20 protein-coding genes are annotated in these 26,112 nt (G+C 71.9%); 13 read left to right on the plus strand and 7 right to left on the minus strand.

Translation table 11 applies throughout. The features are described 5' to 3' along the window. Positions 1 to 186 precede the first annotated feature (186 nt). The 3 genes from BLQ73_RS19620 to BLQ73_RS33490 are packed head-to-tail and all read left to right on the plus strand — an operon-like array spanning position 187 to position 2,925. Entirely contained in the window at positions 187 to 831 is a 645-nt protein-coding gene (locus BLQ73_RS19620; RefSeq protein ID WP_176955550.1) for a GOLPH3/VPS74 family protein, read from the plus strand. A 25-nt stretch (positions 832 to 856) separates the two neighbouring features. Beyond that, entirely contained in the window at positions 857 to 2,332 is a 1,476-nt protein-coding gene (locus BLQ73_RS19625; protein WP_218125937.1) for an APC family permease, read from the plus strand. Beyond that, positions 2,329 to 2,925, plus strand: a complete 597-nt coding sequence (locus tag BLQ73_RS33490; RefSeq protein WP_218125938.1) for a GNAT family N-acetyltransferase — start codon at positions 2,329 to 2,331, stop codon at positions 2,923 to 2,925. Before BLQ73_RS19625 ends, BLQ73_RS33490 begins: the two co-directional genes overlap by 4 nt. Positions 2,926 to 3,075: 150 nt before the next feature. Here BLQ73_RS33490 and cydC read toward each other — a convergent pair whose 3' ends face one another. The 3 genes from cydC to BLQ73_RS19645 all read right to left on the minus strand — a co-directional run bounded on the left by cydC (position 3,076) and on the right by BLQ73_RS19645 (position 8,105). Further along, positions 3,076 to 4,803, minus strand: coding sequence for a thiol reductant ABC exporter subunit CydC (gene cydC / locus BLQ73_RS19635; protein ID WP_245691205.1), 1,728 nt, complete (start codon positions 4,801 to 4,803; stop codon positions 3,076 to 3,078). After that, a complete protein-coding gene (cydD, locus tag BLQ73_RS19640) occupies positions 4,800 to 6,437 on the minus strand; it encodes a thiol reductant ABC exporter subunit CydD (RefSeq protein WP_093171962.1) in 1,638 nt (545 codons plus the stop codon). The genes cydC and cydD overlap by 4 nt, the downstream gene beginning before the upstream one ends. A 252-nt stretch (positions 6,438 to 6,689) precedes the next feature. After that, positions 6,690 to 8,105 (minus strand): pentapeptide repeat-containing protein, encoded by a 1,416-nt coding sequence (locus BLQ73_RS19645; RefSeq protein ID WP_176955552.1) that lies wholly within the window; start codon positions 8,103 to 8,105, stop codon positions 6,690 to 6,692. 300 nt (positions 8,106 to 8,405) lie between these two features. On the opposite strand from BLQ73_RS19645, the gene BLQ73_RS19650 reads away from it, so the two are divergent. The 3 genes from BLQ73_RS19650 to BLQ73_RS19660 all read left to right on the plus strand — a co-directional run bounded on the left by BLQ73_RS19650 (position 8,406) and on the right by BLQ73_RS19660 (position 12,035). Continuing rightward, the gene (locus BLQ73_RS19650; RefSeq protein WP_245691206.1) at positions 8,406 to 10,142 is read left to right on the plus strand and encodes an ExeM/NucH family extracellular endonuclease; all 1,737 of its coding nucleotides are present in this window, start codon (positions 8,406 to 8,408) and stop codon (positions 10,140 to 10,142) included. 310 nt (positions 10,143 to 10,452) lie between these two features. After that, on the plus strand, positions 10,453 to 11,217 hold the full coding sequence (locus BLQ73_RS19655) for a hypothetical protein (RefSeq protein WP_093171968.1): 765 nt from the start codon (positions 10,453 to 10,455) through the stop codon (positions 11,215 to 11,217). A 224-nt stretch (positions 11,218 to 11,441) separates the two neighbouring features. Next, positions 11,442 to 12,035, plus strand: coding sequence for an ankyrin repeat domain-containing protein (locus tag BLQ73_RS19660; RefSeq protein ID WP_093171970.1), 594 nt, complete (start codon positions 11,442 to 11,444; stop codon positions 12,033 to 12,035). Positions 12,036 to 12,270: 235 nt separating this feature from the next. Here BLQ73_RS19660 and BLQ73_RS19665 read toward each other — a convergent pair whose 3' ends face one another. The 4 genes from BLQ73_RS19665 to lon all read right to left on the minus strand — a co-directional run bounded on the left by BLQ73_RS19665 (position 12,271) and on the right by lon (position 18,955). Beyond that, positions 12,271 to 13,713, minus strand: a complete 1,443-nt coding sequence (locus BLQ73_RS19665) for a S1C family serine protease (RefSeq protein WP_093172080.1) — start codon at positions 13,711 to 13,713, stop codon at positions 12,271 to 12,273. 270 nt (positions 13,714 to 13,983) lie between these two features. Then, positions 13,984 to 15,264: a C39 family peptidase gene (locus BLQ73_RS19670; RefSeq protein ID WP_093171972.1), complete on the minus strand. Its 1,281-nt coding sequence runs from the start codon at positions 15,262 to 15,264 to the stop codon at positions 13,984 to 13,986. Between the two features lie 87 nt (positions 15,265 to 15,351). Then, positions 15,352 to 16,512, minus strand: coding sequence for a Fic family protein (locus tag BLQ73_RS19675; RefSeq protein WP_093171974.1), 1,161 nt, complete (start codon positions 16,510 to 16,512; stop codon positions 15,352 to 15,354). Positions 16,513 to 16,585: 73 nt separating this feature from the next. Next, a complete protein-coding gene (lon, locus tag BLQ73_RS19680) occupies positions 16,586 to 18,955 on the minus strand; it encodes an endopeptidase La (protein ID WP_093171976.1) in 2,370 nt (789 codons plus the stop codon). 231 nt (positions 18,956 to 19,186) lie between these two features. Between lon and BLQ73_RS19685 the strand changes: the two genes are divergently transcribed. From BLQ73_RS19685 to BLQ73_RS19715, 7 genes are all read left to right on the plus strand, one after another. Further along, complete coding sequence (locus BLQ73_RS19685; protein ID WP_093171978.1) at positions 19,187 to 20,509, plus strand: sensor histidine kinase; 1,323 nt, start codon at positions 19,187 to 19,189, stop codon at positions 20,507 to 20,509. Beyond that, positions 20,506 to 21,168 carry a response regulator gene (locus tag BLQ73_RS19690; RefSeq protein ID WP_093171980.1) on the plus strand — a complete coding sequence of 221 codons (663 nt, stop codon included), beginning with the start codon at positions 20,506 to 20,508 and terminating at the stop codon, positions 21,166 to 21,168. Before BLQ73_RS19685 ends, BLQ73_RS19690 begins: the two co-directional genes overlap by 4 nt. Before the next feature lie 144 nt (positions 21,169 to 21,312). Further along, on the plus strand, positions 21,313 to 22,065 hold the full coding sequence (locus BLQ73_RS19695) for an alpha/beta hydrolase (RefSeq protein WP_093171982.1): 753 nt from the start codon (positions 21,313 to 21,315) through the stop codon (positions 22,063 to 22,065). Next, positions 22,055 to 23,230: an acyltransferase family protein gene (locus tag BLQ73_RS19700; RefSeq protein WP_245691208.1), complete on the plus strand. Its 1,176-nt coding sequence runs from the start codon at positions 22,055 to 22,057 to the stop codon at positions 23,228 to 23,230. The genes BLQ73_RS19695 and BLQ73_RS19700 overlap by 11 nt, the downstream gene beginning before the upstream one ends. Before the next feature lie 77 nt (positions 23,231 to 23,307). Then, complete coding sequence (locus BLQ73_RS19705) at positions 23,308 to 23,958, plus strand: biliverdin-producing heme oxygenase (RefSeq protein ID WP_093171984.1); 651 nt, start codon at positions 23,308 to 23,310, stop codon at positions 23,956 to 23,958. Positions 23,959 to 23,987: 29 nt separating this feature from the next. Further along, complete coding sequence (locus tag BLQ73_RS19710) at positions 23,988 to 24,587, plus strand: TetR/AcrR family transcriptional regulator (protein WP_093171986.1); 600 nt, start codon at positions 23,988 to 23,990, stop codon at positions 24,585 to 24,587. Between the two features lie 35 nt (positions 24,588 to 24,622). Then, the gene (locus tag BLQ73_RS19715) at positions 24,623 to 26,092 is read left to right on the plus strand and encodes an MFS transporter (protein ID WP_245691209.1); all 1,470 of its coding nucleotides are present in this window, start codon (positions 24,623 to 24,625) and stop codon (positions 26,090 to 26,092) included. Positions 26,093 to 26,112: the final 20 nt, after the last annotated feature.

Below are 26,112 nucleotides of genomic sequence, written 5' to 3' on the forward strand. Positions count from 1 at the left end.
AAGACAGGCGAATCATCATCGACTTCCGGCGGGGACCGAAACCCTATCCAAACGATCTCCGGACGGGACATATAGGCAGGTTCCGGACAGCCCACATCCCAAAAACCGCAGGTAGAACGATTCGAAACTCGAACGTTATGTATATATCGATATAAAGTGTGAAATCTGGATATACGATCGCGGTTCGTGTCCAAAGATCATCTTTCGGGCTTCCGGCTGGCCGATGACCTGTTCTTTGTCTTGCACAACGACAGGACCGGCCGGATGCGGCTGAACCAGCGAGTGACAGGCCTAGGACTGGCCGGCGCCGTACTCGGCGAGCTCATGTTGGCCGGACGTATCACGGCAGGCATGGCCGTGGGAGAAGTGCGACTAGCCGTAGTCGACATGACACCCACTGGCGACAATCCCACGCAAGAAGCGCTGAATCACATCATCGCCGAACCGTCGCACTCCTTCCGTACCTGGCTGCAGTTCCTCGGCCAGACGGCACAGGCCAACGTGGCGGCCCGGATGATCGAATCCGGCCACATCCACAGGCCGCGGCGATCATGGCTGAGCAAAACCCCCGCCTACATTCCGGTGGACACCAACACCGCGGTGTGGCCCACCGGGCGGCTCAACCTTGCGATGCAGCGCCGAAACGCGCTCACCGAGCAGGACGCGGTCCTGCTGGGCCTGCTTATGGCCTGTGGCGGCGAGAGGGCTTTTCTGTGGGAGCGCGACCCGGAATACCTGGCCCAGACGACCGCCTCACTCCCCGCGCACCTGCGCGAACTCATCGCGCAAACCGAAGCTGCTGTCGGCGACGCCGTCATCAGCCGACGATGAACCCACCCCCTTCACGGAGTACGTAATGTCCCTCAAAGAGCACAGACCCAGTGCCGTTACTTCGGCGCTGGCCAAGGACCGCCTTGGCGTACCGTCGGTGATCTTCTTTGTTATCTCGGCCGCCGCGCCGCTGACCGTTGTCGCGGGCAGTGTGAGCACGGCGTACGCCGCAACCGGCGTGACCGGCGTACCACTCGGCTTCCTCCTGCTCGGGGCAATCCTCGGAATATTCGCTGTCGGCTACGTCACCATGGCCCGCCATGTGGTGAACGCGGGAGCCTTCTACGCCTACACCGCCAAGGGCCTCGGGCGGCCCGTGGGCGTGGCCACCGCCTGGGTCGCGCTCCTCGCCTACAACGCGCTGCAGGTGGGGCTCTACGGCGCCATCGGCGCCTCTACGCAGCCGCTCATCGCGGACGCGTTCGGCGTGGAGCTCCCCTGGTGGGTCATCGCCCTGTTCTTCTGGGCGCTCACCGGAGCGCTCGGGCTCATGCGCGTCGACCTCAACGGCAAGATCCTCGCGATCCTGCTCCTGACGGAGATCGCCGTCGTGCTGCTCTTCGACGTCGTCGACCTGGTGAACCCCGCCCCCGGCACCGGCTACAGCCTGGACGTCTTCGACCCCGCCAACCTGTTCGTCCCCGGCATCGGCGCCGTGATCGCCACCTGCGTCGCGTCCTTCTCCGGTTTCGAGTCCTCGGTGGTGTTCGCCGAGGAGTCCAAGGACCCGCGCCGTACGGTGCCCATGGCGACCTACATCGCGCTCGCCGTCATCTCCATCCTCTACGCCTTCTCCGCGTGGGCGATGACCGTGCCGATCGGCACCGACAAGATCGTGCAGGAGGCCCGCGACCAGGGGCCGAACCTCTACTTCGCCACACCGGGCGAGCAGCTCGGGTCGACCGTCAGCACCATCGGCTCGGTCCTGCTCGTCACCAGCATCATGGCCGCCCTGATCGCCTTCCACAACACCATCTCGCGCTACTTCTTCGCCCTCGGCCGCGAGCGCGTGCTGCCCGAGATCTTCGGCCAGACCTCCGCTCCGACCGGCGCGCCGCTCACCGGGTCGATCACGCAGACCATCGTCGGCTTCATCGTGATCATTCTGTACGCGCTCTTCGACCTTGACCCGTTCATCCAGATGTTCTTCGTCTTCGGATCGTTCGGCGGCCTCGGCGTCCTGCTGCTCCTGTGCGCCACCTCGGTCTCCGTGATCGCCTACTTCGCCAAGAACCCCGCCCCCGAGACCGCCTGGCGCACCAAGATCGCTCCGGCGATCGCGAGCATCCTGCTGCTCATCGTCATCACGCTCGTCATGGTGAACTTCGACACGGTGCTCGGCGTCCCGCCGGACTCCTGGCTCCGCTGGGCGCTCCCGGTCTTCTACGTGGTCGCCATCGTGTTCGGCGTCCTGTACGGCCTGTCGCTGCGTAAGAAGCGCCCCGAGGTCTATGCCGCCATCGGGATGGGCGCCCACGCCTCCGTGAGGAGCGGCCAGTGACCGAGGTCGTCCACGTCACCGACACGCCGGGGGCCGCGGAGGCCGTCGGCGAGGTCATCGCCACCGCGTTCCACCCGGGCGCCGCCCAGGTGTGGGCCGTTCCGCCGGAGGACATCCGCGAACAGGTCTGCCCGCCCTACTTCGCGATGTTCGCGGAGCACGCCTTCACCTACGGCGACGTCTACGCGACCAGCGACATGTCCGCGGTGGGGGTGTGGTTCCGCAACACCGAGCCCTACCCGGACCCGCCGAACCTGGTGGAGCGCGCCGTGGAGATCGCCGGGCCGTACGCCGAGCGCCTGCTCGCCGTCGGCGACGCGCTCGCCGCACGGCACCCGCACGGCGAACCCCACCACTACCTGAACTTCCTCGCGGTACTGCCCGGACACCAGGGCAAGGGGCTCGGCGCCCTCCTGCTCGACGCGCACCACGGCGCCGTCGACAAGGCGGGCCTTCCGGCCTACCTGGAGGCCAGCAGCCTCCGCAGCCGGGCGTTCTACCTGCGCCACGGCTACCACGACCTCGGCGACCCGATCGACATTCCGAACGGCGGCCCCCCGATGTACCCCATGTGGCGCCCCGCCCAGAGCTGACGCCTCACACCTGACGCCTTACGCCCCCGGCCCGCCTCCGCACCCGCGAGGCCGGGGGCTCCGTCGTTCTCAGGGCCGCGTCGTTCTCGGAAGCCCGCCATTTCGGCCGGCCGCCACGTCATTTCGGACGTCCGGGGGCGCGGCGCCGGATCAGCGGGTAAGCGCCTCGGACCGCCAGAGGTCGCGGTAGTAGCCGGGTTCCGCGGCGAGGACGGCGTGGGGACCCCGCTGCGTGATGCGGCCGTTCTCCAGCACGAGGATCTCGTCGACCTGGTCGAGGCCGCGCAGACGGTGGGTGACGAGCAGCGTGGTGTGCCCGTGGGTCGCGTCGAGGAGGTCGGCCATGAGGGCGTCGGCGGTCTCCTCGTCGAGGGCCTCGGCCGGCTCGTCGAGGACGAGGACGGGCGGCGCGCAGAGGAGGGCACGGGCGAGCGCGAGACGCTGCAGCTGACCTCCCGACAGGGTGCGGCCGTCCTCTCCGAGCGGCGTGTCCCATCCGACGCGCTCGGCCCACCGGTCGAGCCTGGCGCGTCTCAGGGCCTCGCCGAGGGCCGCGTCGTCCGCGCCGGGGCCGGCCAGGCGGAGGTTGTCGCGGAGGCTCGCCGAGAAGACGTACGGGTCCTGGGTGAGCCCGGTGACCCGTTCCCGAACGTCGTCGGGCGACAACTCCCGGATGTCGGTGCCGCCCAGCGTGATGGTGCCCGACTCGGGGTCGACGAACCGCATCAGCGCGCTGATCAGAGTGCTCTTGCCTGCCCCGCTCGGCCCCACGACGGCGACGCGGCGGCCGGGGGCCAGGGTGAGGCTGACGCCGTCGAGAGCGGCGGGCCTGTCGGGCGCGTGCCGTACGACGAGGTCGTCGACCTCCACGGTCATCGGCCCCGACGGCGCGGGCGCGGGGCGTTCAGGGGCGCGTACGGCGGGCGGGGTGTCGCCGACCTCCCGTAGGCGGCTCAGGGCGCCGAGAATGCCGGGCAGCCTTTCGCCCGCGGCGGCCAGAGGCAGCACGGTCTCGAAGGAGACGAGTGCGGTGAGCGCGAGCACCGCGGTCGTGACCTCGCCGATGCCGGCCGCCTGGGCGGCCAGGACCACCATGACGACCGTGACGCCTTGGAGCAAGACGCCGACGGCGGCGGTGAGGGCGTGGGCCCGGGTCCTGCGGCGCTCCAGGGCCGCGAGGCGGCGGTCGGCCTCGGCGGCGGCGCGGACCGCGCCGTCCCCGGCGCCGTAGGCCGCGAGGTCGGCCGCGCCGTGCACAAGATCGGCGACCCGCTCGGCGAGTTCGGCCCGGGCGGGGGCGATCGCGGCCGACCAGCGGCGGGCTACGGCGGCGGTCGCGGCGGGGACGAGCACGCCGGCCGCACCGAGGCCGGCGAGCATCGCCAGGCCGGCCGCGGGGAGGAGGACGAAGCCCAGGGCGACCACCGTCAGGCCGGTGACGAGCGCCGCGGCGAAGGGCAGCAGGCAGCGTACGAGGAGGTCTTGAGCGGCGTCGGTGTCGTCGACCATGCGGCTGAGCAGGTCGGCTCCCCTGCGGCGGAGCACTCCGGCGGGGATCAGCGCCTCGTAGAGGCGCTGCCGGGTGGCGGCCTGCGCCCGGAGGGCGACGTCGTGGCCGGTGAGGCGTTCGCCGTACCGGAAGACGCCGCGGGTGGTGGCGAAGGCGCGGACGGCGACGATGGCGACGCTCAGCGCGGCCAGCGGCGGCTGCTGGGCCGCGCGGGTGATCAGCCAGGCGGCGCAGGCGATGAGCGCCACCGCGGCGAGCTCGGCGACGGCCCCTGCGGCCACCGCCAGCGCCAGCCGTCCGCGTGAGCCGGGGATGAGCCACGCGCGGGCGACGGCCCGGCCCGCGCCGGTGTCCGGAACCGTGATCACGCGACCTCCTCAAGCACCCGCGCTCCCGACACGCGCACCACGCGGTCGGCCAGTTCGATCATGGCGGGCCTGTGGGCGACGACGATGGCGGTGCGCCCTTCGCTCAGAGCCCGCGTGGCCTCGACGACGGCCGCCTCGCTGCGCCCGTCGAGCCGGGCCGTCGGCTCGTCGAGGAGCAGGACGGAGGCCGAAGGGCGGCAGAACGCGCGGGCCAGCGCCACCCGCTGGCGCTGGCCGGCCGACAGGTCGGCGCCGCGCTCACCCAGCACCGTGTCGTACCCCTGCGGCAGCTCGGATACGAAGCCGCCCGCCTGCGCCCGCTCGGCCGCCCGCCGCACCAGGGCGGGATCACCTCCGAGGGCGATGTTGTCGGCGACTGAGGCGGCGAACAGGTGCGGCCGCTGCGGCACGAAGGCGAGCCGTTCGCGCCAGGCGGCGAGGTCCAGGTCGGCGAGGTCGACGCCGTCGACCAGCACGCGCCCCTCGTCGGGGGCGACGAAGCCGAGCAACACGTGGAGCAGGGTGCTCTTGCCCGCGCCGCTCTCCCCGACCAGCGCCACCTTCTCCCCCGGCGCGACGACCAGCGAGACGTCCTCCAGTGCCGCGTCGTCCCTGCCCGGATAGCGGACGGTCACACGCTCGAACCTGATCTCCGGCGCGGCGCCGGGCTCGATCCGCCGCCGGCCGCGCCGCGCGTCCCGCGTCTCGCCTTCCAGTACGGCGAAGGCCGCGTCGGCCGCGGCCACCCCCTCCATCGACGCGTGGAACCGGGTGCCCATCGCCCGCAGCGGCAGGTACGCCTCGGGCGCGAGGAGCAGCACCAGCAGGGCCGTGTCGAGGTCCAGCGTTCCGGACAGCAGCCGCAGGCCGACGGGCACGGCGACCAGCGCCAGGGAGAGCGAGGCGACGAGTTCGAGCACGAGGGCCGACAGGAACGCGACCCGCAGGGTGCGCATGGTCGCGGACCTGTGGGCCTGCGCGACATCGGCGATCACGCCGGCCTGGAATCTGGCCCTGCCGAAGGCCCGCAGTGTCGGAAGGCCGCGCACCACGTCGAGGAAGTGGCCGCCGAGCTGGGCGAGGGCCTTCCACTGGCGCTCGGTGACGACCTTGGTGTGCCATCCGACGAGCGCGCCGAAGATCGGGATGAGCGGCAGGGTCAGCAGGACGATGACGGCGCTCGCGAGGTCGGCCGTGAACAGGCGCACCAGCACCGCGATCGGCACGACGCCGGCGACGGCGACCGCGGGCAGGTAGCCGGTCAGGTAGGGGTCGAGCGCGTCGAGTCCGCGTCCGCTCAGGGTGACCAGTTCGCCCGAGCGGTGGGTGGTGAGCCGCGCCGGGCCGAGGTCGCCGATCCTGGTCAGCAGCCGTCCCCGCAGGGCCGACTTCACCCCGGTGGCTCCGGCTCCGGCCCACATCCCCTGCGCGAAGTGCAGCAGGGCCCTGACGGCCGCGGCGGCGGCGAGCGCGCCGAGCGCCCAGATCTCGAAGCGGCCCGACAGGGCTCCGGCCAGGAGTTCGGCCGTGACCAGCACGAGGAGCCCTCCCATGACGGCGGCGGCCAGGCACAGGGCGAGGTGCAGGCGCACCGCCCGGTCGCCGCGGGCGAGGTTCAGGAGATCTCTGTGCATGGCCTCTGCGGGGTGGCTCGGTGACCGGTCGGAAGAAGGACGGCGCGGGCTCGGCGCGGCGTCCCGGGCGGAACGTGCGCCAGACCAGCGCCTGTGCCGGGATCAGTAGCGGCGCGAACGGCACCACCACGAAACCGGGCACGTTCAGTGTTTCATCAGCGGTCGCCCGTCCCACGATCGGCGGTGCCATAAGCACCCGATATCATCCGGCGCCGTTCACGCCGTTCACGCCGTTCACGCCGTTCACGCCGTTCACTCGGATCCGGGCGGGTGGGCGGTTCCGGGCGGGTGGGCGGCCGGTGCCTTCCCCGAGCTGTGCGGCGGCCACGTGGTCAGATGCTCGGTCGTGCTCCACAGCACGGCCCCCGCCGTGAGCACCGCGACCAGGGCCAGCCAGGCGAACACCCGGCCCATGCGCAGGCCGTACCCGCAGGCCAGCCAGGAGATCGACAGCAGCCAGCGCGTCACGCTGCGGCTGCCGTGCCTGCGCATCTCCATCGCGGCGAAGGCGAAGTCCGCGGCGGTGCGCTTGTCCTCGGTGACCGCGCCGAGCCCGGTGTAGAGCGCGGCCAGGCGGTCGGGCGTCGTCGCGCCGCCCGCCTGCGCGTCCAGCATCTCGGGCGACCATCCCCGCCAGGCCGCCTCGTCGGCCAGCGCGGCCCGGGTCGACCACCAGCGCAGCGGCGGCCACCCGAGCCCGACGCGGACGCCGCGCGGTGGCGCGGCGAAGTTGCAGCGTGACAGCCGGAGCGCCTCGGGGGTGTGCAGGCCGTCGAAGCGGCAGGTGGACAGGTCCATCTCGGAGAGCGTCAGCCGTTCCGCGTGGACCCCGCGCAGCGAGGTCAGGCGCGACCCGCGCCCCGTCACCGTCGCGGGGCCGCGGAGTACGGCGCCGGCCAGGTCGGCCTCGGCCTCGGCGAGGCGCAGGCGGCTCGGCCCCAGTACGGCGACGCGCCGCAGATCGACCGAGCACCCGGCGGCGGCGACCTCCAGGGACTTGTCCGCGCGCGCCCCCGCGAGGGTGATGCGGCGGCCGACCGAGCTCGGGGACAGGTAGACGGCGGCGGTGAACCTGACCGCGTCGAACACGGCCGAGCGGGCGAACGCCGACCGGCGGAAGGACACCGCCCGACCGAACCTGCTGCCGCGGAAGCTGACCTCGTCGCCGAAGCGGGCCTCGTCGAAGGCCGCGAACCCGTCGAACCTCGCGCCTTCGCACGACAGGGCGCGTTCGAACCGGGCCTTCCCGAACAGCGCGTCGCTTCCGACGATCACGCGGTCAAAGGAAGTGTGTCCGGCGACCCGGACCTCATGAAAGGAGAGTTCACGGAGGAAATGCGCGCCACGAAATGAGACATTTCGCTTAAATCGAGCATCGAAGAAGGAGGCGAGCCGCTCGAAACGGGCGTCGTCGAATGACACATCCCCGGTAAACAAAACCTCCCGGAAACGGGCTTCCCCGGTGAACCTGGCACCGTCGAACCGGGCCCGGCCGAGCACCGGGACACCTTTGTCGCGTGCCGCGTCGAGGAGAAGGGAGAGCAGGTCGTCGTCCAGTGCCGTACCGCGCGCGTCAAGCGCCTTTCCCGGCGCGAAGGAGGCGAGAACGTCGGCGAGCTCGTCCTGGTCCAGATGGGCGAAGCACCGGCCGTACGGCCGGTGCGCCACGCCGCGGCATTGGGGCGTGGCGGCACAGCTTGTCCAACCCGAGCTGTGCAAGGGGGATCGTGCGGGGGCCATATCCATCCCATACCCGTATATCGGTGGACAGGTTCGGAGATCGGCGACCGAACTCACACTTCTGGGTTGGTCAGGTTACGCGAGAGGCAGGGTCCGGCGGGATCTACAGCGAGACGTTACAGAGGATTCATCCCCTCATTGAGTAGATGTGTCAATACTTGCGAATATCACTTGGTTACTGGGGATAATCTGGCAAATACCAAGTAATACAACCGTATGCTGCGAGTTATGCGCGCTCTCTCACGGGCGTACTCCGCCCTGGCGGCCGTACTGGCAGCCGCCCTCATCACGCTTCCCGCCGCCCACGCCACGAGCCCTCAGGCGGCACAAGCCGGCTGCGCCGTACCGGCCACCCACCAGATCGCCGAGGTCCAAGGCACGGGCGACACCAGCCCGCTCGCTGGGCAGACCGTCCGCGTCGAAGGCATCGTCACAAGTGACCTCCAAGGCGCCGGCCAACTGCGGGGCTTCTTCCTGCAGGACCCCACCCCCGACGCCGACCCGGCGACCTCCGACGGCCTGTTCGCCTTCGCCGGAACCGCGCTCGCCGACGTCGCCGTCGGCGACCGCGTGCTCGTCAGCGGAAAGGCCGTCGAATTCAACGGATGGACGGAACTGTCCCCGGTCAGCGCGGTCGACCGCTGCGGCACCGGGACCGTCAAGGCCGTGCCGTACACCCTGCCGCGCCCCGCGGGGTCGACGTTCGAGCCGCTGGAGAGCATGCTCGTCACCTTCCGGCAGTCGCTGACGGTGTCCGAGCACTACAACCTCGGACGGTACGGCGAGGTCACCGTCTCGTCAGGCGGTCGGCTCTACCAGCCGACCGACCGCCCCGGCGCGGACGCGGCGCGGAACGCGCGGCGCACCCTCCTCCTCGACGACGGCTCCACCGTCCAGAACCCGCCCGTCATCCCCTACACCGATCCCCGCGTGGTCCGCGTCGGCGACAGCGCCTCCGGCGTGACCGGCGTCATCGGCTACGGATTCGGGCAATACCGCCTGCATCCCACCAAGCCCATCTCCTTCGTGCGGACCAACCCGCGCCCGTCCCGACCGCGCCCCGTCGGCGGCAATGTCAAGATCGCCAGCCTCAACACCCTCAACTGGTTCACCACCCTCGGATCCCGCGGCGCGAGCGACGCCGCCGAACGCGACCGCCAGCTCGCCAAACTCGTCGCCACGCTGAAAGCCCTCGACGCCGACGCCGTCGGATTGATGGAGGTGGAGAACAACGGGCAGACCGCGCTCGACGCCCTCGTCGCCGCGCTGAACGCCGAAGTGGGCGCAGGCACCTACGCCGCCCTCGCCCATCCCGCCCCCGGCACCGACGCCATCCAGGTGGGCGTCATCTACAAACCCGCCGCGCTGCGGCCGGTGGGCGACCCGCAGACCTCCGCATCGCCCGTGTTCCGCCGCCGCCCGCTGATCCAGACCTTCGCCCGCGCCCGCGGCGGGTCCACGCCCTTCACCCTGCTCGTCAACCACTACAAGTCCAAGGGCTGCGACGGCGCCACCGGCACCGATACCGACCAGGGCGACGGCCAGGGGTGCTTCAACGCCGAACGCGTACGGCAGGCGCAGGCCACCCTCGGCCTCATCTCCGACCTCGCCCTGCGCAACCCCGTCGTTCTCGGCGACTTGAACGCCTATGGAGAAGAAGATCCCCTCGACACCCTCCGCGCGGGCGGCCTGACCAGCGCCACCAAGCGTTTCGTCCCCGCCTCCCAGCGCTACAGCTACGTCTTCAACGGCCTGTCCGGGGAACTCGACCACGCCCTCGTCGGCCGCGGCCTGCTCCAGCGCCTGACCGGAGCGACCATCTGGCACACCAACGCCGACGAGGCCCGCATCCTCGACTACAACACCGAGAACAATCCACCGGCGCTCTACGAACCCGGCCCGTTCCGGGCCTCCGACCACGACCCGGTCCTCCTGGGCCTCGAACTGCCCGCTGGGCGGCGCTGACCGGGAACGGCCGTGAGCGTCGAATCCGCCCTCCGGCGGGGGATCCCGCCGGAGGGACCGGCGCACTAGGCTGGCAGACTACGACGCGGCCGGTTGAGGCGCGGCGTGGCCGGCGTGCGGTGCGCACGCACGGCCATGCCTTGTCGCCGTCGGCGGCCTGTCACGACACTGGTTCTCTCCCACCGGCCGGGCGGCGCCACGCCGCCCGCGCGCGGACCAGTGGAAGCTGCACGCTCATGCGAGGTCCATTCACGTTCTGGTGTACTCGGCGCCGAACGTCGCTCCACCCACGGCTATAAGAGGTGCGACTTTGGACGGCTACTGGGAGTCGATCGCCATCGCCGCCCCGGTGATCGGGCTGGCGATCGTCGTCGAACTGCGTCTTCTCCAGGCGGAGTGGCAGAAGAGCCGCTGCACGCCGAGACTCCAGATGACGCTGGCCGCGCCGTTCATCGCCTACCTCTTCTGCGCGGCCTTCGTGGAATACGAGGCCCTGGTGCAACTGCGGTCGGAGCCCATGACCAGAGCCTGGGCCTCCTTCGCCGAGTTCACCCTCGGCGCGGGGCTCGCCGTACTGGTCGTCGGCCCCGTCTCGACCCACCTGCTCCGGCTGCCCGCGGTACTCACCGTGCTGCGCTACGCGCTGACCCCATGGCGGACGATCACGCATATGCGGCTCAGGCAACTGCTCAAGCACCACGCCGACCGGCATCTCAGGCTCCGCATCTCGATCCGCGAAGGCGAGATGGCGGCGTCGCTGCACGAGCTGCGCATCGCGCACCTGCAACTCCTTGAGCCGGGGCGGTCCGTACCGAGGGACCTGCTCGACCAGCGCGAAAGCCTCAACGGGTACGTCACGGACGAGACCTCGGCCCTCCGCGAGCTCGAACGGAAGACGCGCGGCGTCGAAGAGCGCATCGTCCGACTCCGCCGCGACCTGCGCCGCGCCACCCACGAGCCGGCGTCCGCCGGCCGCCGCGGTCTCGCCCGCCCGTCGAACCGGCGCCCCTCCGCCGCGGGAGTGGCCTCCGGCCGCCTGAGCGAGCCGGACTGGGCGTGGCGTCCGGCCGCCTGAGCCGGGCGGATCCGCGCGGGAGAGCACCGTCTCCGCGGTTCGGCGGCGGGCCGGTCCGCCGTCCGCCGGGTGCGTGCCGTAGGTTCGATTTCTGGTAGGAGAGTGAGGGCGGAGAGGCGGCACAGGCCGCCTCACCTCCGGGTTCGTCCTCACCGCGGGAGCGCGTCCTCCGGTCCCCGACCGGGCCGGGCGCGCCGGCGGATCCCCACTGGAAAGGAGCAGACGTGTTCGACGACCAACTGCTGCGGGCCGCCGCCACGGGTGACGCCCCCGGTGTGAGAGAGGCCATCGCCGGCGGGGCCGACCTGGAGGTCCGCGACGCGCACCGGCGCACCCCCCTGCTGCTGGCCTCGGCCGCCGACCACGTCGAAGTCGCCGAGATCCTCGTGGCCGCCGGCGCCGACCCCGACGCCCCCGACGACCGCCACGACACCCCGTGGCTCGTCACCGGCGTCACGGGGAGCGTCGCCATGCTCCGGGCGCTGCTCCCGGCGCGGCCGGACCTCACCATCACCAACCGCTACGGCGGGGTCTCCCTCATCCCCGCCTGCGAACGGGGCCACGTGGACTACGTGCGCGAAGTCCTCAAGACCGATATCGATGTCGACCACGTCAACAACCTCGGCTGGACCGGCCTCCTTGAGGCCATCGTCCTCAGCGACGGAGGCGAACGCCACCAGGAGATCGTGAGGCTGCTCATCGCGGCGGGGGCCGACGTCGGCCTGCCCGACGGCGACGGCGTCACGCCTCTCCGGCACGCCGTCACCAGGGATTACCACGAGATCGCCGCCCTTCTCCGCGCGGCGGGAGCCCGCTGACCGGTCGCGGCGGCGGCGGTGGCCCGGGCCCCCGTTCAGGCCGGGCCGCTCGCGATGACCGCGTTGGGCGCGTTGGCCGCGTTGATCGTGACGGCCGTGCAGTCGGCCGCTGCGCGAAACGCCGCCCGACCGGGCGGCGTGCGGCATGCCCGCCAGGTATGCGGACGGACATGCGGAGAGGTGTGCCGCCGAGTCCGCAGCGACCTAGGCGACACACCTCTCCCCCCTCAGCATCTCACTCCGCGGGCTTCTCCGCGAGTGAGACCGTGGCGGTCTGCGTCTGACCACCACGTACATAGGTGATCGTCACCTGATCGCCGGGTTTGAAACCTCTGACCGCTCCGACAACATCATCCGATTCGTCAACGTTCGTATTGTGAATCTTGGTGATGACGTCCCCTTGGCGCAGGCCCGCCTTGTCCGCCGGGCTCCCCTGCGTGACCTCGGCGACATGCGCCCCCTCGGTGCCGTTGGCGGCGTCCGCGAGGCTGACCCCCAGATAGGCGTGGCTGACCTTGCCCCCCTTGATCAACTGGTCGGCGATGTCCTTGGCGGTGTTGATCGGTACGGCGAAGCCGACCCCGATGTTGCCGTCGCCGCCGTTCGTGGCGATCGCGGTGTTGATACCGATGACCTGCCCCACCGCGTTGACCAGGGCTCCGCCGGAATTGCCCGGGTTGATCGCCGCGTCGGTCTGGATGGCACCCCCGATGGTGGTGGGGCCGCTGTCGGCCGGCGCCTGCTCCTGCCTGCCCCAGCCGGGCGGGAACTGCCTCTCGCCGCCGCCACCGCCGCCGCCCACGGTCAGCGTGCGGTTGAGGGCGCTGATGATCCCCGCGGTGACGGAGCTTTCCAGGCCGAGCGGGCTCCCGATGGCGAGCACCGAGTCGCCGACCCGGAGCTTGCCGCTGTCCCCCAGCGACGCCTTGGTCAGCCCAGAGACGTTCTTGGCACGGATGACGGCGATGTCGGTCGTGGCGTCGGTGCCGACGATCTCGGCCGGAGCCGACTTGCCGTCGGTGAACTTCACCGTGATCGAGGCGTTGGAACCGCCTCCGCTGACCACGTGGTTGTTGGTCAGGATGAGCCCGTCCTCCGACAGGATCACGCCGGAGCCCTCCGACTGGCCGACCTCGATGGAGACCACAGACGGCTGGATGTTCTTGGCGACGTCGGCGATCGTGTTGGCGCCGGCCGCGACGGGGTTCACGATCGGGCTCGACGCGGCGACCTGCGTGACCCCGTTGCCGCCCGCGATCAGGGCCCCGGTGACGCCGCCGCCGACCGCCATGGCCGCGAGCGCGAGACCCGCGATGACCTTCTGACCCGCGGTGAACCGCATCCGCTGCCGCGGCACGGCGGGCGTCTCGGAGCCGGGCGGGGGCACCGCCCCGGGTCCGGCCAGGGCGGGGTGCTCAGCCGTACGGCTCGTCGCGTCGTCCGTCGGCGGCGGCCCCACGGCGACGAGGCGGTCGGTGTCCTCCCCGGCCTTGCCGTACCGGCCGGCTCGGGGCGGCTCGTTTCCGAACTGGGTCCAGCCGGAGCGGGGGTCCCGCGCGGCGCTCTCCTGCGCGCGGCTCTCCTCCGCCCGACCGTCCTTGGCCTCCGGCAACTCGGCGGCGCCGGTCGCCGGGTCTTCCGGCGCCGAGTTGTGCTCCCGCGGCTCGTTGTTCGACATGCCTTCCTCCCTGTTGCTCACCGTGGACGCCACGGCGGCGACCGGTCGATGTCCTGTCCCGGTACAAAGAGAGTGACAAACCGTCGATAAGAGCTGACTAAGCGAACGAACCTGCAGGTCAACAGGTCCTGACAAGGGCTTTATCAGCCGTGCTCAGGGGGTGTCGGCGCGGGCTGGGAGAAGTCCGAAAAATCTTTCCGCCGAGGCAGATCAAGAACCCATCGGCGCTGCTCCCCGGTGTCGGGCACGAGGAACGTAACGACCGCCCCCTCACCAGTTGGGTGAATTCCCGGGTTCGGGGGCCGGGAGCGGGTGGCCGGGCGGGTGGATGATGTAGGCGATGCCCCGGCTGTTGGATCCGCGCAGCCAGACGTTCTCGAAGTCGGCCCGGGAATAGACCCTGCGCACGCCGTCGTCGGTGGGGGCCGCCGGGTCGTTGGCGATCACGTCGCCGGTGCGGGTGAACCCGATCACGACCATGAGGTGCCCGTCGGTGGCGTAACCGGCCCCGCGCAGCTCCGCCGGGGTGAACGACTGCGAGGTCACCACAGGCACGCCCGCGGCCGTGAACCTCTCCAGCTCGGCCAGCGAACGCAGCCGCGTCACGAACCCTTCGAGGCCGTGATGGCCGGCGTAGGCGACGTTGAAGGGCCAGTTGCCCGCGCCCTTGTAGGCGTAGTCGTAGACGTGCCTGGCCGCGTGGTCCACCTCGGGGGCCGGGTCGGACCGGTCGACCCACGCGGTCTGCCGGGCGGAGGGGCCCTTGCCCCAGTATTCGAGCACCATCGCCACCGACGTCGGGCTGCACCACGCCTGGCCTCCGCCGTTCCACTGCGGGTAGTGGCCCCGGTGCGCGTGCTGCGAACGCCTCGGCACCTTGAGCTCCGTGCCCCACGCGGTGCCCCCGGTGCTCACCGCGACCCTCCGTGCCGCCGGTACGGCGGAGGCCATCGTGCCCAGCGACCGCACGACGGGGGTGGCGGCGCTGCCCGGCGACCGGTACAGGGTGGCGCGCAGCTGGTAGGCGGTGACGGGGCGGCCCGCGGCGGCGACGAAGGTGTCGGTGTCGACCCGGCCGTCGCGGTCGCGCTGTCCCGTGACGGAGGTGCGCAGGATGTCGGCGTCGCCGTACGCCCAGCGGCCCATCGAGTACCACCGGGTGAGGCCGGCGGCGTTGCGTCCGCGGAGCTCGATCTCGATCCAGGTGCCGGCCGGTGTGTCCGCCGTCCAGGACGCGATCAGTTCGGTGGCCGGGAACCCGACGGCCCGCTCCGGCCCCGTCCAGCGGGCGAACTCCCAGGTCTTGGCGCCGAGCGCGTCGGTGCGCTCCGCGGTGCCGACCGGCGAGGCGAAGCCGAGCCGAGGGCCGGTGTCCGCGCCCTCGCCCTCGCCCGTGCCCGTGCCCTCGCCCTCGCCCGTGCCCTCGCCCGTGCCCTGCCGGAAGTCCTCCCGCCGGTAGACGACGCCCGCGGCGCCCTCCTTGGCCACCCCGACTTCCACCAACGACAAGAACACCGTGAGCATCACTGCGAACACCGCCACATCGACCATTCTTCGCAGCGACCGGCATCCCCCGGCGAGCCATATGCCCGTGTCAGGGAAAGCCTCCTCCAAAGCCGCATCGTCGCACGCCCCTGCCTACACGCGGGCCCGGCAGGGGTCGCGGTGGGGGGCTCGGTAGGGGTCGCGCAGCGGCGCCGCGCGCTGCGCGAAGTCGGCCCGGATCATGTCCATCCTCGGGCCGGGGGCGTAGAAACGCCCCTTGGTCTCGCCGTACGGCTTGAGCCATCCCCTGGCCGACAGGTCCCTGAGGTCGCGCGCGGCCTGCCCCTGGCTGAGGGACTCGTCGGACTGGTAGGTGCCGCGGCGGAGCCGCCGGCTGACGAACACCTGGTAGAGGGCGGAGACGCAGCGGGGGTTGAGCCCTTCGGCGCCGGTCGCGTCCTCCAGGAGCATCCACACCTCGCCCGCCTCGGCCAGGCGCTGCCGTACGCGCTGGGCCTGCATGTGGTGGGCGCGCAGGCAGAAGCGGACCCATGGCAGGGTGTCGGCGTGGGGGTTCCACCGTCGGCGGCCCACCTCGCCGAGAGCCGCGTGGTACTCGACGGTGACGCGGGCCTGTCCGAGCCACTCCTCGATGGAGGCGAACTCGGGGGTCGTGATCTGGTCGCGCCCGAGCACGAGGGATTGGAGCGCGCGGGACACGCGGCCGTTCCCGTCGAGCCACGGGTGGATCTTGACGAGGTTCAGGTGGGCCATCGCCGCGCGGACGTGGCTGGGCGCGGCGAGGTCGCCGTCGTTGAGCCAGGAGACCAGTTCGTCGAGGAGTTGGGACACCTCGGCGGCGTCAGGACCTTCGTAGACCACCTCTCCGGTGGTGGAGTCGCGCACGTAGACGGCTCCGGGCCGGAGCGTGCCCGGGGTCTTGTCGATGTGGTGGCCGATCATCATGAAGTTGAGCGCGTGGAGCACCCCGGCGTCGAACCGGAAGGCCGGGCTCTGGGCGAGCACCCGGATGTAGGTCATGGCCTGCTGGCAGCCGGCGATCTCCCGGGTGGCCGGGCCCGGGGTGTCGAGCGGATCCTCCCCCGACATGATGGACTCGATGTCCTCCACTCCGGCGCGGTAGCCCTCGATGGCGTTGGAGCCCTGGATGGCGCGGGCCTGGAGCTGCCGCCGGACCTGACCGTCCCACCGGTGCGGCTCGGCCAGAAGGTAGCGCAGGTCGCGCCGCATCTCCTCGATCTCGATCAGGACGTCTTCGTCCGCCGGCTCCAGCTTGGGTGTGCCGTACAACATGCCCCAATGACAACATGGGCAAATCATTCAGTCAAATGACTGAATGATTTGCCCAATTATGTCGTGGCGCAGGTCAGGCGGCGGCGACCGCCGTGGTGGCGGGCTCCAGAGCGAGGTCGAGGACCTCGCGCACGTCGCTCACCGCGTGAACGGTCAGCTCCGCCCGCACCTGCTCCGGCACGTCGTCCAGGTCGGGCTCGTTGCGGGCCGGGATCAGGACGGTCGTGATGCCCGCCCGGTGGGCGGCGAGCAGCTTCTGCTTGACCCCGCCGATGGGCAGCACCCGGCCGGTGAGGGAGACCTCGCCGGTCATCGCCACGTCCGACCTGACGGGCCGCCCGGACAGGAGCGACGCCAGGGCCGTGGTCATGGTGACACCGGCGGAGGGGCCGTCCTTCGGGATGGCCCCGGCGGGCACGTGGATGTGCACGCCGCGGTCCTTGAGGTCGCCGACCGGCAGCTCGAACTCCACCCCGCGCGAACGCAGGTAGGAGAGCGCGATCTGCGCCGACTCCTTCATCACGTCGCCGAGCTGGCCGGTCAGGGTCACCCCGGTCGATCCGGTCTCCGGGTCGGCCAGCGAAGCCTCGACGTAGAGCACGTCACCGCCGGCGCCCGTCACCGCGAGACCGGTGGCGACGCCCGGCACCGCCGTACGCTGCCGGGACTCCGGCAGGGACGACTCGGGCACGAACCTCGGGCGGCCGATGTAGTCGACGAGGTCGCCGACGCCGACGCCGAGCGGCAGCTCGGCCTCGCTGAGGGCGACCTTGGCCGCGACCTTGCGCAGCACCCGGGCCACCGAGCGCTCCAGGGCTCGCACCCCGGCCTCCCTGGTGTACTCAGCGGCCAGGCGGCGCAGCGCCCCCTCGTCGACCGCGACCTCGTCGGCGGTCAGGCCGGCCCGCTCCAACTGGCGCGGGAGCAGGTGGTCGCGGGCGATGGCGACCTTCTCGTCCTCGGTGTAGCCGTCGAGCGTGACGACCTCCATGCGGTCGAGCAGCGGCCCGGGGATGGCTTCGAGCACGTTGGCCGTGGCGAGGAAGAGCACGTCCGACAGGTCGAGCTCGACCTCCAGGTAGTGGTCGCGGAACGTGTGGTTCTGGGCGGGGTCGAGCACCTCCAGCAGGGCGGCGGTCGGATCGCCCCGGTAGTCGGCGCCGACCTTGTCGATCTCGTCGAGCAGCACGACGGGGTTCATGGAGCCCGCCTCGCGGATGGCCCGCACGATGCGGCCCGGCAGCGCCCCGACGTAGGTGCGCCGGTGGCCCCTGATCTCGGCCTCGTCGCGCACGCCGCCAAGCGCGACGCGGACGAAGGAGCGGCCCATCGCCCGCGCCACCGACTCGCCGAGCGAGGTCTTACCGACCCCGGGGGGCCCGGCCAGGGCGAGTACGGCACCGCCGCGCCGCCCGCCGACGACCCCGAGGCCCCTGTCCTTGCGCCGCTTGCGCACGGCGAGGTATTCGACGATGCGGTCCTTGACGTCGTCGAGGCCGGTGTGGTCGGCGTCGAGCACCGCCCGCGCGCCCGCGATGTCGTAGGCGTCGTCGGTGCGCTCGTTCCACGGCAGGTCGAGCACCGTGTCGAGCCAGGTGCGGATCCAGCCGCCCTCGGGCGACTGGTCGGAGGCGCGCTCAAGCTTGTCGACCTCCTTGAGCGCGGCCTCGCGCACCTTCTCGGGCAGGTCGGCGGCCTCGACGCGGGCCCGGTAGTCCTCCTCCTCGCTCGACGGGTCGCCCTGGAGCTCGGCCAGCTCCTTGCGCACGGCGGCGAGCTGCTGGCGGAGCAGGAACTCCTTCTGCTGCTTCTCCACGCCCTCCTGGACGTCCTTGCGGATGGTCTCGGCGACGTCCAGCTCGGCCAGGTGGTCGCGGGCCCATCCGATCAGCAGCTCCAGCCGCCGCGACGGGTCGGGCGTCTCCAGCAGCTCGATCTTCTGGGCGGTGGTCAGCCAGGGGGCGTATCCGGCGCTGTCGGCAAGCTCCGACGGGTCGCCGATCTGGTTGACGGCGTCGACGACCTGCCATGCGCCGCGCTTCTGCAGGATCGTGGTGACCAGGGCCTTGTACTGCCTGCCGTACTCCTCGGCGGCCTCGGTGACCCGCGCCTCCTCCACCTCGGCGGCCTCGACCCACAGGGCCGCCCCCGGCCCTGTGGTGCCCGAGCCGACGCGCACACGCGCCACCGCCCTCACGACCGCGGCGGGCTCCCCGCCGGGCAACCGGCCGACCTGCTCGACCACGGCGGTGACGCCGACCGCGCCGTAGCGCCCGTCGATCCTCGGCACCAGCAGCACCTGCGGCTTGCTCCGGCCGGCGGCCTGGGCGGCGTCGATCGCGGCGCGCACCTCGCCGTCGGAAAGATCGAGCGGCACGACCATGCCGGGCAGCACGACCGAGTCGTCGAGGGGAAGGACCGGAAGGGTCAGTATCTCGCTCACGCTCTCTCGCTCTCTCCAAAGGTTGAGTTATACCGACTCAAGTATTGGGAGCCTCTGAATGTTCCCGAACTTGAGCGTGTTCGCCGTCAGCGATCAACCGGGCCTCGGAGCGGCCACCCCGTACAAGCCCGCGGGGAGCCCATCACTTCCCGGTGTCCCCCAGAAGGGCCACCCCCTCTGTCCCCCTCAAGGGCGACGACGGACGCGAATACCCCGATCTAGACTCGACCGATGACCAACCGCGCCCGCGTGCGGGCGGGCCGCGCCCGCGGCCGTGCGTGGCGGGCGTTCAAGGCCGCGCTGTTCACCGGCACCGCCGAACCCGTCCCCCCGCGTCACCCTTCCTCACCGATCGCGACGTCCAGACGCAGAAACCTGCCCCTGCTCGGGGAGGCCGACGTCGTCGTGGTGCTCGACCTCGCGCTCGCCGTGGTCATGGGCCTCGCCTCGCTGGTCATGCTCGTGCTGAGAGGCGTGCCCCAGGGGTCCGAAGTGTTCCTCCTCCCGCTCTACAGCGGCATGCTGCCCGTCCTTCTCCGCGACCGGTCGCCGGTCGCGGCCTGGCGCCTCTGCCTGGTCGCGTTCCCCATCGGCCGGATCAGCCCTCCGCCGGACACCATCGGCACGGTGAACACGCTCACCTACGTCGCCCTCGCGCTCTGCCTCTACGCCGTGGCCGTCCGCTGCGAGCGCGACCTCACCATCGCCGCCGCCGTGCTCACGGTTCTCACCACGATCATGTGGAGCCCGGACGACGGACCGCTTGAGAAGTTGGCTCTCTGGACCCCCGACGAGATGCTCCTCGGTGTCATCGTCCCGCTGCTGGCGGCGCTGCTCGGCTCCAACGTGCGCGTACGGCGGCGCCTGTCGGGCGACACCCTGCGCGCCGAGGAGGCGGAGGCCGCCAAGGCGGCACTGGAGGAGCGGTCGCGCATCGCCAGGGAGCTGCACGACGTGGTGGCCCACCACATGTCGGTGATCGCCATCCAGGCGGAGGCGGTGCCGCTGCGCGCCGCGGGCGACGCCCGCGAACTGGAGGCGGGCCTGAAGGAGATCCGGGAGCTGTCGCTGAACGCGCTGTCGGAGATGCGGCGGGTGCTCGGCGTGCTGCGCGACGAGCACGGCGAACGGGACACCGCGCCGCAACCGGGGCTGGACCGGTTGGGCGAGCTGATCGCCAACGCGCGGGCGGCGGGACTGACAGTGGGCGTCTCCACGCCGGAGCCCCTGGACGACCTGCCGGACTCGGCCGGGCTGACGGCGTACAGGATCGTGCAGGAGTCTCTGAGCAACGCGATGCGCCACGCGCCGGGGTCCACGGTGACCGTGGCCGTGAGCCGTACGGCGGGCGAGCTGCTGCTGCGGATCTCGAACGGTCCGCCCGCCGTCCCCGTTGCGCGGATCGGCGCGGACGACGAGCGGGTGGGACCCGGGCACGGACTGATCGGCATGCGGGAGCGGGCGTCGATGCTGGGGGGCACGCTGGCGGCCGGGCCGACGCCGGACGGGGGCTTCCGCGTGAGCGCTAGGCTTCCGATCAAGGAGGTACGGTGACGATCCGGGTGCTGATCGCCGATGACCAGGGCATGGTGCGCACGGGCTTCCGCGTGTTCCTCGCCTCCCAGCCCGACATCGAGGTGGTGGGCGAGGCCGAGAACGGCCTGGTCGCGGTCGAGCGCGCGGCCGCGCTGAAGCCGGACGTGATCCTTATGGACGTGCGGATGCCGGTGATGGACGGCCTGACGGCCACCCGGGAGATCCTCGGCGGCACGGCCGACGGCCCCTCCAAGGTGCTGATCCTGACCACGTTCGATCTGGACGACTACGTCTACGAGGCCCTGCGGGCGGGGGCGAGCGGGTTCCTCCTCAAGGACGCCTCGGCGCTGCAGCTCGCCGAGGCGGTGCGCGTGGTCGCCGCGGGCGAGGCGCTCATCGCGCCGTCGGTCACCAAGCGTCTGATCGCGGAGTTCGCCCGGCTGGGCGGGCCGCGGGCGCCCTCGCTGCGGAAGATCGAGGAGTTGACCGAGCGCGAGACCGAGGTGCTCGCCCTCATCGCCCAGGGGCTGTCCAACCAGGAGATCGCCGAACGGCTCCACGTCTCCGACCAGACGGTCAAGACCCACGTCGGCCGCATGCTGGCCAAGCTCGGCCTGCGCGACCGCGCCCAGGCCATCGTCTACGCCTACGAGAGCGGCCTGGTGCGGCCTTTCTGAAGCAAGACCCTCTCTGCGGCACGGCTCCTCCGGGTCGCCCTCCGTAACTCCCCGGGACCACCCCGAAGATCACTCTCTGCGGTGACGTGCGCGACAGCGCCGGACTCCTACCGTCCTGCCTGAACCACAGGATGGGGAGAACGGATGACAGGTCGGACCATGGTGAGCGTGGCGGCGGTGGTGGCGGCCGTCGGAGGGCTGCTCGGCTCTCCGCAGGCCGCCCCGGTGGAGAAGCTCGTCCGGGTCTACGGGGATCTCGCCACCGCCGAGCACGTGGCGGTCGTGGTGCCGGGCTCGGACACCACGGTCGCCACGTTCGAGAGGCGGGGCGACAAGCCGTACAGCACGCCGGAGGGCGGGGCGAAGGCGCTGATGGCCGAGGCGCGGCGGGTGGACCCGGCGGCGAAGCTGGCGGTGGTCGCCTGGCTCGGCTACGACAGCCCGAAGACGTGGAGCCTTGGGGTGGCGACGGCGCACGCCGCCGAGGAGGGCGCACGTGCGCTGCGCGGCGTGGTGGATAACCTGGAAGGCAAGCGGGTGACGCTGCTGTGCCACAGCTACGGATCGGTGGTGTGCGCCAAGGCGGTGCCGGGCTCGGCGGTGGCCGATCTGGCCGTCTTCGGAAGCGCGGGCCTCCAGGTCGGCCACGCCCGTGACCTCGGCGGGGTGCGGCTCTGGGCGGGGCTCGGTGCCGACGACTGGATCAGCAACGTGCCGAACGTGACGATCGGCCCGTTCGGGTTCGGGGCCGACCCGATGCACCCGGACTTCGGCGCCCGCCGGTTCACGACCGGTCGGGCGGGCCACAGCGACTACCTGCGCCCGGAGTCCGAGTCCCTGCGCAACCTCACGCTGATCGCACTCGGTCGCGCCTCGGAGGTGACCGTTGTCCGCTGAGACCGCCGCACCACCGCCGATCCCACGGATCCGGGCCCGGCTGCGCGCTTACGCGGCGGGCGTGGACGCGGCCACGCCGGCGGGCCGCGATCGGGCCGCCGACGTGCTCCGCGCGGGGGCGATCGGCGGAGTGGTGCTCGGGCACTGGCTGGTCACGGCCTGGGACTTCACCGCGGAGGGCCACCTGGTGATGTCCAGCCCGCTCGCCTACCTGCCGGACCTGGCCCCGGTGTCGTGGGTGCTCCAGACCCTCGCCGTGTTCTTCTTCGTCGGCGGCCACGTGTCGGCGCGAAGCCTCCTCACCCTGCACGCGGACACCCGTGCGTGGCTGGGCGGGCGGATGGTCCGGCTGCTGCGGCCCGCCGTGCCGCTCCTGCTGTTCTGGGCGGTGCTCGCGACTGCGCTCACGGCCGCGGACATGCCGTGGCGCTCCCTGCGTTCCCTCATGCTGCCCGCCCTCGGGCCGCTGTGGTTCCTCGCCGTGTTTGCGGCGCTGACCGCGCTCACGCCGCTGCTGCTGCGCCTGCCGCCCTTCGCCGTCCCGGCCGCCATGGCCGGCGTCGTGCTGGCGGTCGACCTGGTACGGCCGTCGCCCGGCGGGCCGACGTCCCTGGGATGGGTGAACGTGCTCGCCGCGTGGCTCGTGCCGTACGGGCTCGGGGTGGCCTTCGCGCGCGGCCGGCTGCGCGGGCGCGCGGCGGCGTGGGGTCTGCTGCTGGGCGGCGCGGCGGGGATGGCGGTGCTGCTGGTGGGGTTCGGTTATCCGGCGAGCATGGTGGGGGTGACCGGCGCGCGGGTGTCGAACCTGTCGCCGCCGACGTTGGCCGCGGTGTGCTTCGGAGCGGCCCAGGTGGGGGTGGCGCTGCTCGCGCGGGAGCGGCTGGCGCGTCTGGCGCGCGGACCGGGCCTGTGGGCGGTGGTGGTGGTCATCAACCTGTCGGCGATGGCGCTGTTCCTGTGGCATCAGACGGCGCTCGTGCTGGTGGCGCTGGCGGCCATGCCGTTCGGCGCGGTGCCGGGGCTGCTCGCGCCGCCCGCCGACGCGGGGTGGATCGCGGGCCGGGTGGGATGGATGCTACTCCTCGCCGTGGCGGCGCTGGTCGCGGTGGTGGTCGCGTCCGTGGCCCGGCTCAAGTTTCACGACAGGGTGTCGCCATCCTCTTGACCACCGCGCGCCGTCTTTGCGACACTCTGTCGTGAAAGCTTTTCACGCTGGCACCGACCGACGCGAGTGAGTGGCATATGACCGATACGCCGTTCTCTGAAACCTTGAAGAACGCCACCTGGGGCGAGCATTCGCAGGCCGAGGACGACGGCTACCTCAAGGCGCTGATGGCGGGGCGGCTCAGCCGCGAGTCCTACGGCGAGATGGTGGCCCAGCACTACTTCGCCTACCTCGCGCTGGACGGCACCGCCAGGCAGCTCGCCGACGACCCGGTCGCCGGGCCATTCGTGCGGCCGGAGCTCTTCCGGGAGGAGGCCCTGATCCGCGACCTCACCACGATCTACGGCCCGTCCTTCCGGGACCGGATCTCCCCCAGCAAGCCCACCCTCACCCTGGTGGCGCGGATCAACCAGATGGCCGACTGGCCGGGCGGATACGTCGCCCACCACTACACGCGCTACATGGGCGACCTGTCCGGCGGGCAGTTCATCAGGATGGGGCTCCAGAAGATCTACGGCTACGGGCCCGGCGGCGGAGTGGACTTCTACCGCTTCGACATCGGCAGCCTGCCGCGCTTCAAGGAGGACTACCGCCGCAGGCTGGACGCGATGCCGGTGGACGGCTCCGAACGGCAGCGCGTCATCCGCGAGACCCGCCTCGCCTACCAGCTCAACACGGAGGTCCTGAGCGACCTCGGCCGCTCACTGCCCGCGAGCACGGCGGCCTGAACCCGAACGCGCTGTGCGACGATGGAGACATGCCCCGGATCTCGGCCGCCACGATCGGCGAACACCGCGCGCAGACCCGCGACCGCATCCTTGAAGCGGTCGCGCGGCTGGCCCGCAGGCAGGGCATCGACACCATCTCCCTGACCGATGTGGCGGGCGAGGCCGGCATCACCCGCACGGCGCTCTACAACTACTACCCCGACAAGGCCGCGCTCCTGCTGGGGTTCACCGAGCGCGTCACCAGCTACTTCATCGAGAGCTACGAGCGCGAGCTGCCCTCCGGGGCCTCCCCCGCCGACCGGCTGCGCGCCTTTGTCCGCCTCCAGCTCGCCGGGCTGCTCGCCCACCCCCACCCCGGCCCCGCCGACCTGAGCGCCACCCTCGGTCCCGACGCCTACCAGCGCCTCGCCGATCACGTCGCGCCGATGCAGCGCGTCCTCGTCGACATCATCGAGAGCGGGGTCGAGGCGGGCGACTTCCACGCCGACGACGTGCCGGCGACCGCCCGCTTCATCCTCGCCGCCGTCGGCTCCGAGCGCATCCCGCTGCTGGACGGCTCGACCACGCCGGAGGCCGCCGAGTCCCGCCTGACGCGGTTCGTCCTGCGGGCGCTCGGCGCGCGGGTCTGATGGCCCCCTCCGCCCGCCCGGAGGGTGACGGCGCGGTGGAGGACGGCCGCATCCGCCTCTCCTCGGGCCGGGGGCGGTGGGTCCTCGCCGCCACCGTGCTCGGCTCGGGCATGGCGATGCTCGACGGCACGGTGGTCAACGTGGCCCTGCCGACGCTCGGGGCGCAGCTCGACGCCGGGATGTCCGGCCTCCAGTGGACCGTCAACGCCTACACGCTCACGCTGGCCGGGCTGATCCTGCTCGGCGGCTCGCTCGGCGACCGCTTCGGGCGGCGCAGGATCTTCCTGATCGGCGTCGTCTGGTTCGCGATCGCCTCCGCGCTCTGCGGGCTGGCCCCCGACATCGAGGCCCTCATCGCCGCCCGCGCCCTCCAGGGCGTCGGGGGCGCGCTGCTCACCCCCGGCTCGCTGGCGATCATCCAGTCCTCGTTCGTCCGCGACGACCGGCCGCGCGCCGTCGGGGCGTGGTCGGGCCTCGGCGGCGTGGCCGCCGCCGTCGGGCCGCTGCTCGGCGGGTGGCTCGTCGAGACCGTGGGCTGGCGGTGGGTGTTCCTGATCAACCTTCCCCTGGCCGCGGTCGTCGTGGCCGTCGCCGTACGGCATGTGCCGGAAAGCCGGGACACCGCGGCGGCGGGACGTTTCGACGTGCTCGGCGCGGTGCTCGCGGCGCTCGCGCTCACCGGCGTCACCTACGGCCTGATCCAGGAGGGCGCGGCGCTACTCGCGCTGGTCCCGGGGGCGGCCCTCGGCGTGGCGTTCGTGCTGGTGGAGATGCGCAGGTCCCCCGACGCCCTCGTGCCGACGGGCCTGTTCCACGACCGGGTGTTCAGCGCGATCAACGTGGTCACCCTGGTGATGTACGCCGCGATGGGCGTGGTGTTCTTCCTCCTCGTCATGGAGCTCCAGGTCGCGGCCGGGTTCTCCCCCGTCGCCGCCGGGTCGGCCATGCTGCCGGTGACCGCCCTGATGCTGCTGCTGTCGGCCCCGGCGGGCGAGCTCGCGCGGCGGGTCGGCCCGCGGATGCCGATGACGCTGGGCATCCTGCTCTGCGCCGCGGGCATGGCGGGGATGAGCCGCATCGGCCCGGGGGCCTCCTATGTGATCGACGTCCTGCCGCCGGTCGTCGTCTTCGGCCTCGGGCTGTCGGCGGCGGTCGCGCCCCTCACCGCCACCGTCCTCGCGTCCGCCGAGGAGCGCTACGCGGGTGTGGCGAGCGGGGTCAACAACGCGGTCGCGCGCACGGGCGGGCTGCTCGCCGTGGCCGCGGTGCCTTCGCTGGCGGGCCTCACCGGCGACGCCTATCGCGACCCGGCCGCCTTCGCCTCGGGCTTCCGCACGGCGATGCTCGCCTGCGCCGCGCTGATGGCGGTGTCGGCCGTGATCGCCTTCCTCGCCGTGCGCCGCAACGTGCTGGCCCGCCCGGAGGCGCGCGAGCCGGAAAGCCGACCCCACTGCGCCGTCAACGCGCCGCCGCTGGAGCCCGACGACAAGCCTCGGACCCCGTAGCGCCGGCACGTGACGCGTTC

The organism is Sinosporangium album (assembly GCF_900100605.1).
Taxonomy (GTDB): Bacteria; Actinomycetota; Actinomycetes; order Streptosporangiales; family Streptosporangiaceae; genus Sinosporangium; species Sinosporangium album.

Bases quoted from the DNA above. Each gene is read 5' to 3' on its own strand.
- BLQ73_RS19625 (WP_218125937.1), top strand. From the start codon at position 857: ATGTCCCTCAAAGAGCACAGACCCAGTGCCGTTACTTCGGCGCTGGCC.
- cydD (WP_093171962.1), bottom strand. From the start codon at position 6,437: ATGCACAGAGATCTCCTGAACCTCGCCCGCGGCGACCGGGCGGTGCGC.
- BLQ73_RS19650 (WP_245691206.1), top strand. From the start codon at position 8,406: ATGCGCGCTCTCTCACGGGCGTACTCCGCCCTGGCGGCCGTACTGGCA.
- BLQ73_RS19665 (WP_093172080.1), bottom strand. From the start codon at position 13,713: ATGTCGAACAACGAGCCGCGGGAGCACAACTCGGCGCCGGAAGACCCG.
- BLQ73_RS19670 (WP_093171972.1), bottom strand. From the start codon at position 15,264: ATGGTCGATGTGGCGGTGTTCGCAGTGATGCTCACGGTGTTCTTGTCG.
- BLQ73_RS19675 (WP_093171974.1), bottom strand. From the start codon at position 16,512: ATGTTGTACGGCACACCCAAGCTGGAGCCGGCGGACGAAGACGTCCTG.
- BLQ73_RS19685 (WP_093171978.1), top strand. From the start codon at position 19,187: ATGACCAACCGCGCCCGCGTGCGGGCGGGCCGCGCCCGCGGCCGTGCG.
- BLQ73_RS19695 (WP_093171982.1), top strand. From the start codon at position 21,313: ATGACAGGTCGGACCATGGTGAGCGTGGCGGCGGTGGTGGCGGCCGTC.
- BLQ73_RS19705 (WP_093171984.1), top strand. From the start codon at position 23,308: ATGACCGATACGCCGTTCTCTGAAACCTTGAAGAACGCCACCTGGGGC.
- BLQ73_RS19710 (WP_093171986.1), top strand. From the start codon at position 23,988: ATGCCCCGGATCTCGGCCGCCACGATCGGCGAACACCGCGCGCAGACC.